Annotated in this window: 16 protein-coding genes and 1 pseudogene; 10 read left to right on the top strand and 7 right to left on the bottom strand. The window is 48.7% G+C overall.

Translation table 11 applies throughout. The features are described from left to right. Positions 1 to 40 precede the first annotated feature (40 nt). The 5 genes from argG (at position 41) to O3661_RS08560 (ending at position 3081) form a co-directional block, all read left to right on the top strand. Positions 41 to 1384 carry an argininosuccinate synthase gene (gene argG, locus O3661_RS08580; RefSeq protein ID WP_049322465.1) on the top strand — a complete coding sequence of 448 codons (1344 nt, stop codon included), beginning with the start codon at positions 41 to 43 and terminating at the stop codon, positions 1382 to 1384. 41 nt (positions 1385 to 1425) lie between these two features. Next, on the top strand, positions 1426 to 1641 hold the full coding sequence (locus tag O3661_RS08575; protein WP_003749376.1) for a DUF4177 domain-containing protein: 216 nt from the start codon (positions 1426 to 1428) through the stop codon (positions 1639 to 1641). Beyond that, entirely contained in the window at positions 1634 to 1849 is a 216-nt protein-coding gene (locus O3661_RS08570) for a hypothetical protein (RefSeq protein WP_049330864.1), read from the top strand. The genes O3661_RS08575 and O3661_RS08570 overlap by 8 nt, the downstream gene beginning before the upstream one ends. Before the next feature lie 135 nt (positions 1850 to 1984). Next, on the top strand, positions 1985 to 2434 hold the full coding sequence (locus O3661_RS08565; protein ID WP_371493075.1) for a DUF3290 domain-containing protein: 450 nt from the start codon (positions 1985 to 1987) through the stop codon (positions 2432 to 2434). 14 nt (positions 2435 to 2448) lie between these two features. After that, positions 2449 to 3081 carry a DUF421 domain-containing protein gene (locus tag O3661_RS08560; RefSeq protein WP_128582047.1) on the top strand — a complete coding sequence of 211 codons (633 nt, stop codon included), beginning with the start codon at positions 2449 to 2451 and terminating at the stop codon, positions 3079 to 3081. A 72-nt stretch (positions 3082 to 3153) separates the two neighbouring features. On the opposite strand, the gene O3661_RS08555 is transcribed toward O3661_RS08560, so the two are convergent. The 3 genes from O3661_RS08555 to O3661_RS08545 form a co-directional block, all read right to left on the bottom strand. Beyond that, positions 3154 to 3525 (bottom strand): DUF488 domain-containing protein, encoded by a 372-nt coding sequence (locus tag O3661_RS08555; RefSeq protein WP_107737919.1) that lies wholly within the window; start codon positions 3523 to 3525, stop codon positions 3154 to 3156. 63 nt (positions 3526 to 3588) lie between these two features. After that, complete coding sequence (gene trpC, locus O3661_RS08550) at positions 3589 to 4371, bottom strand: indole-3-glycerol phosphate synthase TrpC (RefSeq protein WP_107737917.1); 783 nt, start codon at positions 4369 to 4371, stop codon at positions 3589 to 3591. 143 nt (positions 4372 to 4514) lie between these two features. Then, the gene (locus O3661_RS08545; RefSeq protein ID WP_371493073.1) at positions 4515 to 5987 is read right to left on the bottom strand and encodes a malate:quinone oxidoreductase; all 1473 of its coding nucleotides are present in this window, start codon (positions 5985 to 5987) and stop codon (positions 4515 to 4517) included. A 431-nt stretch (positions 5988 to 6418) separates the two neighbouring features. On the opposite strand from O3661_RS08545, the gene O3661_RS08540 reads away from it, so the two are divergent. The 5 genes from O3661_RS08540 to O3661_RS08520 all read left to right on the top strand — a co-directional run bounded on the left by O3661_RS08540 (position 6419) and on the right by O3661_RS08520 (position 9478). Then, positions 6419 to 6913, top strand: a complete 495-nt coding sequence (locus tag O3661_RS08540; protein ID WP_070712209.1) for a hypothetical protein — start codon at positions 6419 to 6421, stop codon at positions 6911 to 6913. An 82-nt stretch (positions 6914 to 6995) separates the two neighbouring features. Beyond that, on the top strand, positions 6996 to 7625 hold the full coding sequence (gene rsmG, locus O3661_RS08535) for a 16S rRNA (guanine(527)-N(7))-methyltransferase RsmG (protein WP_371493072.1): 630 nt from the start codon (positions 6996 to 6998) through the stop codon (positions 7623 to 7625). A gap of 67 nt (positions 7626 to 7692) precedes the next feature. Beyond that, positions 7693 to 8463: a ParA family protein gene (locus O3661_RS08530; RefSeq protein WP_371493070.1), complete on the top strand. Its 771-nt coding sequence runs from the start codon at positions 7693 to 7695 to the stop codon at positions 8461 to 8463. 198 nt (positions 8464 to 8661) lie between these two features. Beyond that, a complete protein-coding gene (locus tag O3661_RS08525) occupies positions 8662 to 8877 on the top strand; it encodes a helix-turn-helix domain-containing protein (protein ID WP_371493068.1) in 216 nt (71 codons plus the stop codon). A 1-nt stretch (position 8878) separates the two neighbouring features. Next, a complete protein-coding gene (locus O3661_RS08520; RefSeq protein WP_371493066.1) occupies positions 8879 to 9478 on the top strand; it encodes a ScaI family restriction endonuclease in 600 nt (199 codons plus the stop codon). Between the two features lie 56 nt (positions 9479 to 9534). Here the strand turns inward: O3661_RS08520 and O3661_RS08515 are convergent, their stop codons facing one another. The 4 genes and pseudogenes from O3661_RS08515 to hrpA all read right to left on the bottom strand — a co-directional run bounded on the left by O3661_RS08515 (position 9535) and on the right by hrpA (position 16401). After that, complete coding sequence (locus O3661_RS08515) at positions 9535 to 10386, bottom strand: site-specific DNA-methyltransferase (protein ID WP_371493065.1); 852 nt, start codon at positions 10384 to 10386, stop codon at positions 9535 to 9537. Between the two features lie 41 nt (positions 10387 to 10427). Continuing rightward, positions 10428 to 13391: a DUF3418 domain-containing protein gene (locus O3661_RS08510; RefSeq protein WP_371493064.1), complete on the bottom strand. Its 2964-nt coding sequence runs from the start codon at positions 13389 to 13391 to the stop codon at positions 10428 to 10430. A gap of 45 nt (positions 13392 to 13436) precedes the next feature. Continuing rightward, a pseudogene (locus O3661_RS08505) lies at positions 13437 to 14939 on the bottom strand (SIR2 family protein). A 67-nt stretch (positions 14940 to 15006) separates the two neighbouring features. After that, positions 15007 to 16401 carry an ATP-dependent RNA helicase HrpA gene (gene hrpA / locus O3661_RS08500; protein WP_371493062.1) on the bottom strand — a complete coding sequence of 465 codons (1395 nt, stop codon included), beginning with the start codon at positions 16399 to 16401 and terminating at the stop codon, positions 15007 to 15009. Positions 16402 to 16435: the final 34 nt, after the last annotated feature.

Below are 16435 nucleotides of genomic sequence, written 5' to 3'. Positions count from 1 at the left end.
AAGATAATGGTTTCAACTTTTCAAGTCTGGAGGAATCCCAATGAGCCAAAACCATACCATTTTACAAAATCTCCCCATCGGTCAAAAAGTCGGCATCGCCTTCTCCGGCGGTCTTGATACCTCTGCCGCACTGTTGTGGATGAAACTCAAAGGCGCGCTGCCTTATGCCTACACCGCCAACCTCGGCCAACCTGACGAAGACGATTACAATGCCATTCCTAAAAAAGCTATGGAATACGGCGCAGAAAACGCCCGCCTGATCGACTGCCGCGCACAACTGGCACACGAAGGCATCGCCGCCATCCAATGCGGCGCGTTTCATGTTTCCACCGGCGGCATCGCCTACTTCAACACCACGCCTTTGGGCCGCGCCGTTACCGGCACCATGCTCGTTTCCGCCATGAAAGAAGACGATGTGAACATCTGGGGCGACGGCAGCACCTACAAAGGCAACGACATCGAGCGTTTCTACCGCTACGGCCTCTTGACCAATCCCGCGCTGAAAATCTACAAACCCTGGCTCGACCAACAATTTATCGACGAACTCGGCGGCCGCCACGAAATGAGCGAATTTCTGATTGCCAACGGTTTCAACTACAAAATGTCGGTTGAAAAAGCCTATTCCACCGACTCCAATATGCTCGGCGCGACGCATGAAGCCAAAGATTTGGAATTCCTCAACAGTGGCATCAAAATCGTCAAACCCATCATGGGCGTTGCCTTCTGGGACGAAAACGTCGAAGTCAAACCCGAAGAAGTCAGCGTACGCTTTGAAGAAGGCGTGCCGGTTGCACTGAACGGCAAAGAATACGCCGATCCTGTCGAACTCTTCCTCGAAGCCAACCGCATCGGCGGCCGCCACGGTTTGGGCATGAGCGACCAAATCGAAAACCGCATCATCGAAGCCAAATCGCGCGGCATCTACGAAGCCCCGGGCATGGCGTTGTTCCACATCGCCTACGAACGCTTGGTGACCGGTATCCACAACGAAGACACCATCGAACAATACCGTATCAACGGCCTGCGCCTCGGCCGCCTGCTCTACCAAGGCCGCTGGTTTGACAGCCAAGCCCTCATGTTGCGCGAAACCGCCCAACGCTGGGTCGCCAAAGCCATTACCGGCGAAGTCACCCTCGAACTGCGCCGCGGCAACGACTACTCGATTCTGAACACCGAATCGCCCAACCTGACCTACCAACCCGAACGCCTGAGCATGGAAAAAGTCGAAGACGCAGCGTTCACACCGCTCGACCGCATCGGCCAACTGACCATGCGCAACCTCGACATCACCGACACCCGCGCCAAACTGGGTATTTACTCGCAAAGCGGTTTGTTGGCATTGGGCGAAGGCTCCGTACTACCACAGTTGAATAATAAGGAGTAGAATTAGGGGGCTTTAAAGCCTCCTTTTTTTAAAGGAATAAAATGAAAGAATATAAGGCCGTCATTTATCAAGAGAACCTGCTTTCCAGTTTGGTTTTCGGCAGCGCCAAAATCAATCCGGTCAAATTCAGCGATTTCCTCAACAGTCACGCTTCGCAAGGTTGGAAGGTCGTTACCATGGAAAAAGACCAGCGCCGCATGCTGCTGTTTTTCGTGCGTGAAGCCTACGTCGTCATTTTGGAAAAAGAACGTGTTTAAACTCGGCGTCTATGCCTGTCTCGGATTATTCGTCAGCTGGGTGTTGCTCTTGATTTTGCAACTGTGGTTTTCCTTCGTCGATGCCGATTTATTTCTCAAAATCACCCTGACCATGGCAGGTCTTTTCATTATCATTCTGGCCAGCTTACTGGTCATCAGCCAGTATTTTTCCGAAAAGAAAATGAAAGACGACGGATTTATCAACTGATCCTACTTAGGAAAGCACCATGTGTGCTTTATCCGAAACCTAAACCTTGACGCAACATCCTTGTTCAATAGACAAGGCCGTCTGAAATTTATGTTTCAGACGGCCTTATTACCCTCCTCAAAGCTACTGAATACCATGAAATTCTTTTCCCACTTTTATCTTGAAAACCATATGTATTTCAACGACTACTTGAAATACGTCCTGATTTTCGCCGCCCTCGTCATACTCTTGCTCGCCGTATCGCAATACCTGCGCCACCGTATGGACACCAAATACCGCGACCTGAGCATTATTGCGCTGTTGCTGCTCGTCCTCATCTGCGGCACGCAATATCTTTCGTACAGCGAACGTCAAAACTTCGCCGCTGACACTTCGCGCATGGTTGGCTTTCTCGATGCCTTGATCAAAAACCAAAAGGTTGAAAAACAAGACATTATCGTCAACAGCACGCGCCTGTCCAACGGCATGATTATCGGCATCAAAAGCCAATATTACGAAGTCCATTTCAATCAAGACTTCTCCGCCTACACGCTGACACCCATCAATTTGGTCAACAACAATATCGAACTCATCGATAAAGAATAACAGGATACACACACATGGAAGCATACTCCCTGCTCGCCCTCAAACTACTGATGGGTATTTTAGGTTTGATTTTGCAAATCAACCTCTTAGGTAAAGGCAACCTCGCGCCGACCTCCGCCATGGACCAAGTGCAAAACTATGTACTCGGCGGCATCATCGGCGGCGTGATTTACAGCGACAGCGTCGGCCTATTGCAATTTTTCCTCGTGCTGATTTTGTGGACGCTGTTGGTCTTGAGCCTGAAATTCATCAAAAACCACAACCGCTGGGTCAAATCCATCATTGACGGCAAATCCGTCTGGGTTATCGTCAACGGCAAAATCCAAACCGATGAATGCATGAAAAACGGCATCAGCGCACACGACCTCATGTTCAAACTCCGCGCCGCCGGCATCTACGAAATCTCTGCCGTCAAACGTGCCGTGATGGAACAAAACGGCCAGCTCGCCGTCATTAAGTACGGCGACGAAAGCCTGCGCTATCCACTGATTACAGACGGCCAAGTCGACCCCGACATCCTCGAAATCATTAAGCGTGATGAAGAATGGTTGCAACAGGAACTCGACCGCCTCCACCTTGAAGCCTCGCAAGTCTATATCGGCGAATACATAGACGGAAAATTGGTGGCACACCCTTATCCTTCTTGATTTGAAAATAGCAGGCCGTCTGAAACCTTGATTTCAGACGGCCTTTTTGTATTCAGCCCAAACACTGATTTTTTAATCGCGATATTCAAACCTTGCACCCAAAAATTGAGCCAGCGCAGAGACGTGGGAATGTCGGGGATCTTTGACGGCGGTCAGCAATAAAATATTGCCGTGCTGTTTTTCCAAATCCAGCAGCCGTTTGATGGCTGCCTGCTCGGTATCGCCTTGCAGCTCTTCATGATAACGGCTGACAAAACCGTCAAAATTCTCAGCCGGATTTTCGTGATACCAGCGACGCAGGTTTGCACTGGGCGTAATGTCTTTCAGCCAAAGCGCCGTAGCGAAAACTTCTTTATGGACGCCGCGCGGATAGAGGCGGTCGATAAAGACGGCGGTTTGTTTAGAATCGGGTTGATAGGCGTAAATGCGCTGTACGGTAAACATTTTTTCTCGTCTCCAATGGATTCAGGCCGTCTGAAAATTCAGACGGCCTGATGTTTTTTAGGTTTAGAACAGTTTTTTGACTTCGGCTTCAATATCTTCGGCTCGCATAAAGGTTTCGCCGATCAGGAAAGTATGCACGCCGTGGCCGCGCATGAAATCGACGTCTTCTTTGTTGCGGATGCCGCTTTCGGTGACAACGGTTTTGCCGTTTAATTCGGGCAAGAGGTCGAGGGTTTGTTGCAGGGTCACTTCAAACGTACGCAGGTCGCGGTTGTTGACGCCCCACAACGGCGTGGTCATGTTGCGGCATTTTTCCAGCTCGGACGCATCGTGCAATTCCAACAAGACAGTCATGCCCAATTCGTGGGCAACGGCTTCAAAACGCTCAAGCTGCCCGGCTTCCAATGCGGCGGCAATCAGAAGAACCGCATCCGCACCCCACGCGCGCGCCTGATAGATTTGGTATTCGTCGATGATGAAATCTTTACGCAAGACCGGCAGCGCCACGGCCGCACGCGCCTGTTTCAAATACTCGGGCGAGCCTTGGAAATAAGGTTCGTCCGTCAACACGGACAAACAGGCCGCGCCGGCTTTTTCATAGGCAACGGCGATTTCGGCAGGATGAAAATCAGGACGGATCAGACCTTTGCTTGGGCTGGCTTTTTTGACTTCGGCAATAATGGCTGGCAGATTCTGCGCGTGTTTTTCACGGATCGAGCCGATAAAGCTGCGAACCGGCGCAGCAGCCTGCGCTTGGGCTTTGATGTCTTCCAAGGAAACGGCGGCTTTTTGGGCGGCCACTTCTTCTGCTTTGGTGGCAAGGATTTTGTTGAGAATATCGGTCATGGCGTTTTTCTATTGGGGCTGATTTTCGGGTTTGAATCGTGCAACACGCTGCTGCAGATTAGATTTCAGACGGCCTGAATGCCGCTATTTTAATGGTTTGAAAAAAGGCGGGCAAGAATGCCCGCCTTTGTGTCTGCTTCAATTTAGTGATGAATGCCCAAAACGGACGCGTTGTGGCTGATGATTTCGTCCGCCAAAGACGGATTGTCGTTCAGCTTGATACCGTAGCCGGGCACCAATTCTTTCAGACGGCCTGACCATGATTCGGCATGATCTGGGAAGCATTGGTTGATCAGCTTAATCATCAAAGGTACGGCGGTTGATGCACCTGGGGACGCGCCCAGCAATGCGGCCAGCGAGCCGTCGGCATGGGCGACGATTTCGGTACCGAATTGGAGTACGCCGCCTTTTTTCGGGTCTTTTTTAATGATTTGCACACGCTGACCGGCGGTAATCAGTTCCCAATCGTCAGGATTGGCTTCCGGATAATACTCTAAGAGCGAAGTGAAGCGTTCTTCTTTGGTTTTACGCAATTCGCCCAAGAGGTATTTGGTCAGCGGCATATTAGCCCAACCGGCGCGGAGCATAGGATAGAGGTTGTCCATGTGGATGGACATCGGCAGATCCATGAGCGAGCCTTGTTTGAGGAAGTTGGGGCGGAAGCCTGCATATGGGCCGAACATCAAATGGCGTTGGCCGTCCACGTTGCGGGTATCCAAATGCGGAACGGACATAGGGGGCGCGCCGACGGAGGCTTGGCCGTACACTTTGGCGTTGTGTTGCGCGGCCGTTTCGGGATTGCTGTTGCGGAAGAAGAGGCCGGAAACCGGAAAGCCGCCGTAGCCTTTGCCTTCGGGGATACCGGATTTTTGCAGCAGGGTCAGTGCACCGCCGCCTGCGCCGAGGAAGACGAAACGGGTGCGGAGTGTCAACGGGTCGTCATCCTCTTTGGTGCTGCTGGTTTTCAGCACCCATGCGCCGTCCGATTCGCGGTTGAGGTCGTCGACATGGCGGTTGAATTTGATTTTTACGCCTTTGTCGCTCAAGTATTTGACCATCTGGCGGGTCAGGCTGCCGAAATCGACGTCTGTGCCTTCGGCGGAGTAGTTGGCAGCGATGGATTGGTTTTCATCACGGCCGTTGACAACCAGCGGCGCCCATTCGGCAATTTTGGCACGGTCAGTAGAAAACTCCATTTTTTCAAAGAGTTTTTGGTTTTTGAACACGTCGAAACGTTTTTGCAGATAACTGCAATGGTCGGCGTTCATCACCAGCGACATATGGGGGACGGAATTGATGAAAGTGCGGTCGGTCAGTTTGCCTTCTTCGACCAAAGTCGCCCAAAATTGGCGGCTGATATGGAATTGTTCGGCAATATTGAGGGCGCGGGTCGGATCGATCGTGCCGTCAGCAGTCAGGGGCGCATAGTTCAATTCACACAGCGCAGAGTGTCCCGTACCGGCATTATTCCATGCATTTGATGATTCCAACGCTACATCTTCCAAGCGTTCGATCAGGGTGATTTCCCAAGATGGTTCGAGTTCTTTGAGCAATACGCCCAAAGTGGCGCTCATAATGCCGCCGCCTACTAATAAGACATCGGTTGCTTCAGCCATGGTTTTACTCCTACTAAAGTCAGGCATGGTTTGCCTTGTGGTTATCTATCATTATAAACAACTGATTTCATAGGAATTATTTTGTATTTTTGTTGTGTGTGAAACTTTGTTGCCTGCTGAGTTTCCGAGCGTAAATGGCGGGAGGCAGTTTCGGTTTGGGTTCCAGATTTCAGGTCTTTATAATATGTTATTGAGAATTTAGTAGATTTTACGGAGAAATGCAAAGATTTTCTGTTCGGTTCATATAAAAATAAGAGACTAGGCCGTCTGAAAACGTTTTCTTAACCTTTATCTGCCAACGTTTGCCAAGAAAAAAGAATTTTTCATTTCTTTTTTAATTGACCGTTTTTGTCAGCAATTTCAGCGCTAACAAACGTGAATCAACCGCCAATCTGCTATCATTTCAACTTATTTTCCCAAGGCAAACCGCCATGTATCTGACACAAGAAAAGCCCTACCGCCCCCTATTGGTCGCACTGATGTTCCTCACCCTGCCGCTGGCGATGATATTGCACAATATAGTGCAAATCGCCTTTTCAGACGGCCAAGGCCTGCTGATAACGGTCAAAGACGGCGCGTGGGCATGGCAAAGCGGTTGGCAGGATTCAGTCGCATGGTTTGTCTGCGGTATGTTTGCCTTCCTCAACCTGCCGATTGCCGGCGGACTGACCAAGCTAGCGTATAAAAAAATGATGCGCCGGCATTCACGTTACGCCATTTTCCTTGCCGGTGTCGCAGCATGTGCCTCGGCGGCGGCAGGTTTGATTTTTGAAGCCATCTTAGGCAATGCCGCATTGGCAGGTATGCGCGGGCAAGGCGTGTTCTACTACACCCTCTCCGTGTGGATCATCGCCATGCTGACCCTGCCCAAACAGCTCACGCGCGCGCCCGAGCAGCCCATCGTCTTTCACAAGATGAAACGTTGATTCAACAGGCACAAACATTTTCAGACGGCATGCTTTCCGTTACCATTACATCCAACGCGTTTTAACCAATAAGGAATAACAAATGAATCAGGCGCAACAGCTCCGCGACGGCATACAGGCACTGGGTTTGGACATCGACGAAGCCAAACAGGCTAAACTGCTAGACTATGCCGCCCTGCTGCAAAAGTGGAACAAAACCTACAACCTGACCGCCCTGCGCGACCCCGCCCAAACCGTCAGCCATCACCTGCTCGACAGCCTGACCCTCCTACCCTATATCGAACACGCACAAACCATGCTCGACGTCGGCTCCGGCGGCGGACAGCCCGGCATCCCCACCGCCATCTGCCGCCCCGACCTCGACATCACCCTCCTCGATGCCAACACCAAAAAAACCGCCTTTCTGCAACAAGCCGTCATCGAACTCGGCCTTAAAAACGTCCGTGTCATCAGCGGCCGCGTAGAAGCCGCCGCCGACTGCCGCGCCGACGTCATCACCAGCCGCGCCTTTGCCGAACTCGCCGACTTCGTCAACTGGACCAAGCACCTCCTCAAAGATGGCGGCTACTGGGCGGCCATGAAAGGCGTATATCCGCAAGAAGAAATCGACAAACTGCCCGAAAGCGTCGCCGTAGAAAAAGTCGAAGCATTGCACGTCCCCCAACTCAATGCCGAACGCCATATCGTCATCATCCGCAAAAAGGCCGTCTGAAAACAACCCAAGCATACCGAATAACGGTACAATCCAGCCATCCACACTTAACACGACAGCAAAGCACATGAGCGCACAAATCCTCGCCGTCGCCAACCAAAAAGGCGGAGTCGGCAAAACCACCACCACCGTCAACCTAGCCGCCTCCCTAGCCTCCAAAGGCCGCCGCGTCCTCGTCGTCGACCTCGACCCCCAAGGCAACGCCACCACAGGCAGCGGCATCAACAAAGCCACCATCGAAAACGGCGTATATCAAGTTGTCCTCGGCGAAACCGACATTCCCAACGCCGTCGTCCGCAGCAAAGAAGGCGGCTACGACGTATTGGGCGCCAACCGCACACTGGCCGGCGCAGAAGTCGAACTCGTCCAAGAAATCGCACGCGAAATCCGCCTCAAAAACGCCCTGCAGCTCGTTGCCGACGACTACGACTACATCCTCATCGACTGTCCCCCGTCCCTGACCCTGCTCACCCTCAACGGCCTGGTCGCCGCCAACGGCGTCATCGTCCCCATGCTTTGCGAATACTACGCCCTCGAAGGCATTTCCGACTTAGTGGCCACCGTCCGCAAAATCCGCCAAGCCATCAACCCCAACCTTGACGTAACCGGCATCGTCCGCACCATGTACGACAGCCGCAGCCGCCTTGTCGTCGAAGTCAGCGAACAGCTCAAACAACACTTCGGCAACCTACTCTTCGACACCGTCATCCCCCGCAACATCCGCCTCGCCGAAGCCCCCAGCCACGGCCTTCCCGCCCTCGCCTACGACGCCCACGCCAAAGGCACACAGGCTTATCTCGACTTGGCCGATGAACTGATTGCACGGTTGGAAAAATAAACAGAAATATGAATATAAAAAGGCCGTCTGAAAGTTGGGAAATACTTTCAGACGGCCTTTGGTTTGAGTGGAAAGGGGAGTAGTTTAGAAAGACAGCGTGCGTGCCCGAAGGCATGCACGCAGTAGGATATGGTTTGTTAAGCATGCTACTTATAGAGTGTAGACTTAAAGTATTCACTTATTAAAATAATACAGATTATGGGAAATGAATTAGTTGAGTTTGGTAAGCGTGTAAAACATTATCGTTTACTTAATGGTTGGTCACAAGAAGAATTGGCAGAAAAAGTTGGATTACATCGTACTTATATTGGATCAGTTGAACGCGGAGAAAGAAATATAAGTCTTTTGAATATCTCGCTGTTAGCTAAGTCTTTTTCAATTAGTATTTCTGAACTTGTAGAAGGGATTAAATAATATGAATAGATCAAAAATATCGCCGTATGCTTCTTTGAATGAGGAGTCATGGATTTCCAAAACAGAAGAGCTGATTAAGCAACATCCATTGTCAGAAAAAGAGATTGTCCAACTTTGTTTAGATAGTTGGGAAAATATTTTCTCGTCTAGAATTGGTAATTTACAAATTGGCAAAAATTTTTTTCCTTCTCCTCAGATTGTAGGGGCGTTATTACATGCTTTAATTCCTGCTAATATTGAGGCTAGATTTGAAAATTGGCAAGGAGAAAAGAATAAATATGACAAAGATATTGTATATATTAAGGACGACTATTACTCAATAGAATTAAAAACTTCATCGGATCCAAAATATATATTTGGTAATAGGAGTTATGCGCAACCACAAGATGGAATTACTGGTAAGAGTAAAAATGGTTATTATCTAACTATAAATTTTGAAAAATTTATGCCTGATTTAAAATTGCGTCCAGAAATTAAAATTATCAGATTTGGTTGGTTAGATCATACGGATTGGGTTGCTCAAACTGCAGCGACAGGCCAGCAGGCGAGGCTCTCTCCACAGGCTTATAGAAGTAAACTAAAAATACTTTATCAAAAATAAATGTCGTAAATACAGTATAGAGGAGGGTCTATCCTCTATACCGTTATATACAAGTATCAAGTATTTTGAAGATCATACTCTTTGAAGCGTTCTTTTATAATATCTATATACTCATCGTTAATTTCAAATCCTATGACGAAACGGTTGTTTTTTAGTCCGGCTAAGGCGGTTGTTCCTGAGCCTATAAATGGATCTAAGATTACATCATTTTGATTGCTACTTGCTCGGATTATTCTTTCTATTAATTCCAATGGAAATTGGGCAGGATGAGCAGTTCTTTCTCTCGATGACCTATTTCTTCCAGAAGTGACTTTTGCTATTTGCCAAACATCCGATGGGTTTTTTCCTAGAGGATTGCATTTTAATTTCCCATTTTTTTTCTGATTTGGATATTTAACGTTGGGATCGCGTACAGCATCTAAATTGAATGTATATTTAGCAGGATTTTTCACATACCATAATAACTTTTCATTTCTTGGGGAAAATCGATTACGGCATGCAACTCCAGCTGTATAATTCCAAACCACCTCTTGTAAAAGGAAAAAGTTAGTTTTATCCCATAAAAGATAAGGAATAGGAACTGCTAGTCCCTTTTTTGCAACATGTAAGTATCCTAAATTTAGCCAAAAACATCCGCTATCTTCAGTTAAGTGATGTATTGATTGCATCCATTTTTCACACCACTCAAGATAATGTTCTAAATCTAAAATAGACTCATATTCTTTACCAATATTGTATGGTGGAGATGTGATTGTCATTTGGAATGATCCTTTTGAAATCTTATCCATTAACTGGATACAATCTCCTTGATAGATTGCAACTCTATCATTTTCATAACTGGGAACACCTAATTGTGTTTTTATTAATTGAAAATTTTCTAAACTCATAACGCTACTTATAGTATTCATTAAAATCTGTTTTGTCAAGAAATTTTGATTGGCAGAATTATTCAGTTAAAAATTTTCTCCCACTCCTTCAACAACCTCTTCACCGACACCGGATACGGCGTCTTCAATTCCTGCGCAAACAGCGATACTCTCAATTCTTCAATCATCCATTTAAACGCGGCGAGGCCGTCTGAAATGGGGAGACCTTGTTTGATCAGGCCGTCGGTTTTCTCCTGCCACATTTGTTCCAACTCTTGAATATCGGCTTCGCGGGCTGCGTCGCGGGCGGGGTTGCTGCTGTATTTTTCTAGGCGCAGGGCCATGGCTTTGAGGTAGATAGGGAGGCGCGGCCATTGTGCCCATGGGGTATGGCTGGCGAAGCCGGGAGCAAGCAGGGTTTGCAGGCGTAGTCTTAGAAGGTGGGTCAATGGGTGTTTGCCGAGTTTGCCGTTGAGTTCGGCATAGGCGGCTGCGGTTTCCTGCAAGTAGCGGCTGAGGGCTTCTTTGACGGCGGGCAGGCGGCTGCGGGCGCGTTTGATTTGCTCTTTAAAGGCTTTTTCGTTGCGCGGCAGCTCGTCTTCGCCGATAAAGGCGCGGTCGCAGACGGCTTGGGTAAGGTCGTCGCGCAGGGTGTCGGCGTTGATGTGTTTGAGCAGCATGGCGGCTTGGGTGAAGCCTTGGATGCCTTTGTTCAGGTCTTTAACTTGTTCTTTTAGTTGTAGTTTCATCAATTCGATTACACCTTGACGGTGTGCCTGTTCAGCGGCTTCGGTGGTGTCAAACAGGCGCAGGGCGATGCGGCCGTCTTTTTCTTTTTGCAGGCCAAGGTAGCCGGTGAGCTGTTGTTTGCCGCGTGCGAATTTGATGGATTCGGGCAGGGTGCCGATGTCCCATGTGGTCACGTTGTCGCGCTCGAATTCTTGGGTGTTGTCGCGGAAGGTAACGGCGGCGGCTTGGCCGAGCTGTTGTTGCAATTCGTGCAGTTTGCGGCCGCCGGCAAGCTCTTGTCCGCCATCATCGATAATGCGCAGATTCAGATAGCAGTGTTCGGGCAACTCTTGCGCTGCCCATGCGTCTTGGTCGATTTGCTCGAGAATCCGCATATCGCCGGCGCTTTTGGCGATAAAGTGCGCCAACTGGGGAATGATGGCCGCTTGGCGGTCGGGATTGCTTTCGAGAAATTTGGTGATGAAATCGGGTACGGGCACGCAAATGCGGCGGATTTGCTTCGGCAGGGCTTTAATCAGCAGCTGGATTTTTTCACGCAACATACCGGGCACCAGCCATTCGAGCGACGGCGCGTGCAGGCGGTTGAGGACGGTCAACGGCACGGTCATGGTCACGCCGTCGAGCGGATGGTGCGGCTCGAAGCGGTAGGAAAGTTTGAACTTGCCGTCTGCGGTTTGCCAGAATTTGGGGAACTGCTCTTCGGTAATGTGCGCAGCAGCGTGTTGCATCAAATCGTCGCGGCTGAGGAACAACAGGCGCGGATTTTCACGCTCGGCGGTTTTGAGCCAGGCTTCAAAGGTGCAGATATCGGCAAGTGGCAAAGGTTTCAGACTGCCTTTTTGGGATATGGGCTGCTTTTTGGGTTTGGGGTCGTCTGAAACATTTTGTCGGGTATGTGAACTCGGTTCACGCACGCGCTTGTCCGTATCATTGGAATTCACATGCATGGCTTGCGCCACGCGCCCTGCGTTGCGCTGGTTTGCTTGTCCGTTTTGATCGGCCATTTTGTCCGACTGGATTTGTCCGCCCTCTTCGCCTCCCCAAACGCCGCCTTTCGCATCTTTCCACACCAGCTCGGGCAGGCGTTCGTTATAAAACGCAAACAGGGCTTCGTCATCGACCAATACGTCTTGCTTGCGCGATTTGTGTTCGAGTTCGGTAATTTCTTTAATCAGCTTTTTATTGTGTGCAAAAAAGGCCGTCTGAAGATTGCTTTCCTGCGCTACCAATGCGCCGCGGATAAAGATTTCGCGCGCTTCTTCGGGCGCAACTTTGCCGTAAGACACGGGGCGGCGCGGCAATACGGTCAGGCCGTAAAGCGTAACGCGTTCGCTGGCGACGACTTCGCCGCGTTTTTGTTCCCAATGCGGCTCGAAATAATGATAGCGGACGAGGTGCGGCGCTTCCTGCTCTATCCATTCGGGCTGGATAACGGCGACGTCGCGTGCGTAAAGGCGCGTGGTTTCAACCAATTCTGCCGCCATCACCCATTTGGGTTTGGCTTTGAACAGGGCTGAGGCGGGGAAAAGGTGGAAACGGCTGCCGCGCGCGCCGGTATAGTCGTTGCCGTCGGGTGATTTCATGCCGACGTTGGCGATAAGGCCGGTGAGCAAGGCGCGGTGGATTTGTTCGTAGCCGGCTTCTTTGGCGGCACGGACTTGGGCGCGGTGTTGTTTCTTGTCCAGTTGTTTTTGTTTGAGTTTAGCCGCCAAATCTTGGTCACCTTGGCTTTCAGACGGCCTTAATTGCTCTTGGATAGGAGGTTGTCTAAACGCGGCTTCTTTGGTGGTCAAACCCATTTCAATCGCGGTTTGGGCAAGCTGGTGGTGCAGCTCGCGCCATTCGCGCATACGCAGGTGCGACAGGAAATATTGTCGACACCACTGCACCAGCTGCTTGTTGGATAAACCTTTGTCGCGCTCGCGCTGGAAGCTGTCCCAAATATTCAGATAGGCAAGGAAGTCGGATTGCTTGTCGGTAAAGCGTTCATGCGCCTTGGCCGCGGCATCGCGCGCTTCCAACGGCCGCTCGCGCGGGTCTTGAATCGACAGTGCGGACGCAATCACCAATATTTCCGCCATGCAGTCGTGTTTCTTCGCCGCCAGCAAAATACGCGCGATTTTCGGGTCGATGGGCAGACGCGCCATTTGTTCGCCGAGGCGGGTTAGGCGGTAGCGGGGAGGGGCGACGATATTGCCCGAAGCGTTTTGAAGGTCGTCTGAAACGGTTTTGTCGTTTGTCGGATTGTGTCGGGCATGAATGCCTGAACCGCGTGCTTGATTTTTAGTGTTTTGCATAGTCTTGTAGGTCGGGCATTTATACCCGACATTATTTTTTAGGGTTTAGACGGCATCCGCATATTTTTTATAATCGAACATACATAGTAGTCTTTTATAGTTTGTATCTTTTTTATCCTTAAAATTTTTTAAATAATTCACAATTTCATCTTCTGGAAGCTGGTTATTCCATATTCCCCAAGCAATTGCATTGTTTTTGTATGTATCCGAAATATTTTCATCATCTAAGATTGATTGGATAGATGAATGATCATTTTTACAACGTTTGTGTATTTCTTCAATAAAATGATCTAATTTTTCTTTTTGTTGGCGTTTTAGTATGGCTTCTTTGTGTATGTCATTACATATTCTACTAAATCCATAAATAGGAAAATATTGTGTAGATGTTATACTATGTTTATCTATTAATTTTAGAAGTTGTGAATTTTCCTCTTCAATTATTTTGAAATAATTCGACATCATCTCCGATGTTGTTTGAAAATTGTAGCTGATAGTTCTAGTTGAACCAATAGCAACCACTTTATCGCTATTATTCAAATTGTCCATATCTTCCGTAAAGTTAACTTTAATGTTGCCGCCAGTATAAATCTCTTTTGCTATAGATTGAAACTTACGCACATCCATAGCTGAGATTGGTAGCGTTAGTTCCGCAAGAGCTTTATAAATTTGTGAGAAGTTATCTGTTTTGATTTTATTAATACGGATAGTAGAGAACCCAGTTATATCGATATCATGCTCGACAATGTCTTCATTGTTAGACTCGGGTTCATATTCCACAAGCAAAAAATTACTACGGATTTTATCGGCTGAAGGAGAGTTTGGATCTACATAAGTAAAGATAGTTTTTAAAATCTCTTTGATATTTTCGTCGCCAACATTATACCCAAGAAATATGATAGGATTGTGAATAAATAACGATAATAATTGAGCCCTAATAAGTTCATATTTTTCTTTAAACTTATCATAATCCTTTTTAGTGATAATAATCTTTGATGGATCGTCAATACAGCCATGTATTTTGTATACTGAACCATAAGGATTACTTAGAAGAATATCATTACCAATTAGTGGGTTAAATTCAAAAATATCTTAGGCTAATTTGTCATAATTTGTTGTAATGATTGAGCCTACGTTTTTCCTTGCTTTTTTTAATTCTGATAATTCTGTACTTGAATTATCCTTATAATTTAATTGTGAGAGCAGGGTGGATATATAAATCTTAAACCTACTCAAGGTATTTCCTGCTCTCATGTTTTCAAAGAATCTATCATTTATTTCTTTAAATTTACCATCAGGTTCATTTTCTAAAGCTTTATCAAATCTGCTTTGTAAATCCTCTGCAATCTCTTCATATTGAAATTTACCATCTTCATAATGTCGTGATTTGATGTTCAAATATTCTCTATCATCTCCAAACAAATCTATTGCAATTTGAGATAATAGTCCATCCCAAGTATATGAATTATCTAAGTATCTCAAGCTCATACCTGTTCCGATAAAGAGTACAGGATGGTTGGTATAGTTAGACATAAATTCTTTTATATTCATTGTATTAATCTCTAATAATAGTGACAATAAGGTTTTCGTTGGGCATAAACGCCCGAGCTGCCCATTTTCAGACGGCCTCCACCGCACCCAACTCCAGCAACACCTGAAAACCATCATTGATATACCGCGAATCGGGCATTTCTAAAAACGGAAATGCTGCTACGTCGCCCAGGTTCAGTGATGCCATGCGCAGGATGACGGCGGCGAGGTTGCTGCGGACGATTTCTGGGTCGGTGAATTCGGGGCGGCTGTTGAAATCTTCTTCTGAAAACAGTCGGATACACACGCCTGCGGAGACGCGGCCGCAGCGGCCGGAGCGTTGGCGGGCGGCGGCTTGGGAGATTTTTTCGACATGAAGCTGCTCCACTTTTGCCCGTGCGGAATAGCGTTTGACGCGCGCAAGGCCGGTGTCGATGACGTATTTGATGCCTGGCACGGTGAGCGAGGTTTCGGCGACGTTGGTTGCCAACACGATGCGGCGTTTTGCGCCGGAGGGGTGGAAGATTTTGTGCTGTTCGGCGTGCGACAGACGTGCGAACAGGGGCAGGATTTCGTCGTTGCGACGTAGCGTGGATTTGCGCAGGGCTTCTGCGGCTTCGCGGATTTCGCGCTCGCCCGGCAGGAACACCAAAATATCGCCTTCGCCGTAGCGTGCCAATTCGTCGGCTGCATCAACAATCGCGTCGGTCAACTCGACTTCTGCATTGTCTTCGTCTTTGCTGGTCAGTGGTCGGTAGAGGATTTCGACGGGATACGTCCGTCCGCTCACTTCTAAAACGGGCGCGCCGTTGAAGTGTTGGGAAAAGCGTTCTGCGTCTATCGTTGCCGAGGTGATGATGACTTTCAAATCAGGGCGGCGCGGCAGCAGTTGTTTCAAATAGCCCAAAAGGAAGTCGATGTTCAGGCTGCGTTCGTGCGCTTCGTCGATGATAATCGTGTCGTAGGCGGCGAGATAACGGTCGGTCTGGGTTTCCGCCAGCAGGATGCCGTCGGTCATCAGCTTGACGCAGGCATCGCGCGAGGTGTGGTCGGTAAAGCGTACCTTATAGCCGACCGCGCTGCCGATTTCGGATTTCAGCTCTTCGGCAATCCGCTCTGCCACCGAGCGCGCGGCCAAACGGCGCGGCTGGGTATGCCCGATCAATCCTGCCGCCCCACGTCCGAGTTCCAAACAAATCTTGGGCAACTGCGTGGTTTTGCCCGAACCGGTTTCGCCACAAATAATCGTTACCTGATTCTCGGCAATGGCTTTTTTGATTTCGTCGAGTTTTTCGTGAACAGGCAGCGTGTTGTCGAATTCGGGCTTGGGCAGTTTGGACAGGCGTTGCAGATAGAGGTCGTGCGATTTTTTGTATTTTTCCTCAACCTTGGCCAAGCCGCCGTATTTATTGGGATTTTTAAAGGCAGATCGCAGAAAATGGCGGTCTTTGGAGAGGGTTTGGGCGAAATCGGGTTGCGGCATGATGGGGCAATAAATTAAATAATGTGAAAAGAAT

The organism is Neisseria sp. 20925_1_37 (assembly GCF_041433255.1).
Lineage (GTDB): Bacteria > Pseudomonadota > Gammaproteobacteria > Burkholderiales > Neisseriaceae > Neisseria > Neisseria flavescens_D.
The sequence above is the reverse complement of the archived record's forward strand: the minus strand, read 5'-3'. Positions and strand labels throughout refer to the sequence as shown.

Excerpts from the sequence above, each read along its gene's own strand:
- argG (WP_049322465.1), top strand. The coding sequence starts at position 41 with ATGAGCCAAAACCATACCATTTTACAAAATCTCCCCATCGGTCAAAAA.
- O3661_RS08575 (WP_003749376.1), top strand. The coding sequence starts at position 1,426 with ATGAAAGAATATAAGGCCGTCATTTATCAAGAGAACCTGCTTTCCAGT.
- O3661_RS08565 (WP_371493075.1), top strand. The coding sequence starts at position 1,985 with ATGAAATTCTTTTCCCACTTTTATCTTGAAAACCATATGTATTTCAAC.
- O3661_RS08560 (WP_128582047.1), top strand. The coding sequence starts at position 2,449 with ATGGAAGCATACTCCCTGCTCGCCCTCAAACTACTGATGGGTATTTTA.
- O3661_RS08555 (WP_107737919.1), bottom strand. The coding sequence starts at position 3,525 with ATGTTTACCGTACAGCGCATTTACGCCTATCAACCCGATTCTAAACAA.
- trpC (WP_107737917.1), bottom strand. The coding sequence starts at position 4,371 with ATGACCGATATTCTCAACAAAATCCTTGCCACCAAAGCAGAAGAAGTG.
- O3661_RS08545 (WP_371493073.1), bottom strand. The coding sequence starts at position 5,987 with ATGGCTGAAGCAACCGATGTCTTATTAGTAGGCGGCGGCATTATGAGC.
- O3661_RS08540 (WP_070712209.1), top strand. The coding sequence starts at position 6,419 with ATGTATCTGACACAAGAAAAGCCCTACCGCCCCCTATTGGTCGCACTG.
- rsmG (WP_371493072.1), top strand. The coding sequence starts at position 6,996 with ATGAATCAGGCGCAACAGCTCCGCGACGGCATACAGGCACTGGGTTTG.
- O3661_RS08530 (WP_371493070.1), top strand. The coding sequence starts at position 7,693 with ATGAGCGCACAAATCCTCGCCGTCGCCAACCAAAAAGGCGGAGTCGGC.
- O3661_RS08525 (WP_371493068.1), top strand. The coding sequence starts at position 8,662 with ATGGGAAATGAATTAGTTGAGTTTGGTAAGCGTGTAAAACATTATCGT.
- O3661_RS08520 (WP_371493066.1), top strand. The coding sequence starts at position 8,879 with ATGAATAGATCAAAAATATCGCCGTATGCTTCTTTGAATGAGGAGTCA.
- O3661_RS08515 (WP_371493065.1), bottom strand. The coding sequence starts at position 10,386 with ATGAATACTATAAGTAGCGTTATGAGTTTAGAAAATTTTCAATTAATA.
- O3661_RS08510 (WP_371493064.1), bottom strand. The coding sequence starts at position 13,391 with ATGCAAAACACTAAAAATCAAGCACGCGGTTCAGGCATTCATGCCCGA.
- hrpA (WP_371493062.1), bottom strand. The coding sequence starts at position 16,401 with ATGCCGCAACCCGATTTCGCCCAAACCCTCTCCAAAGACCGCCATTTT.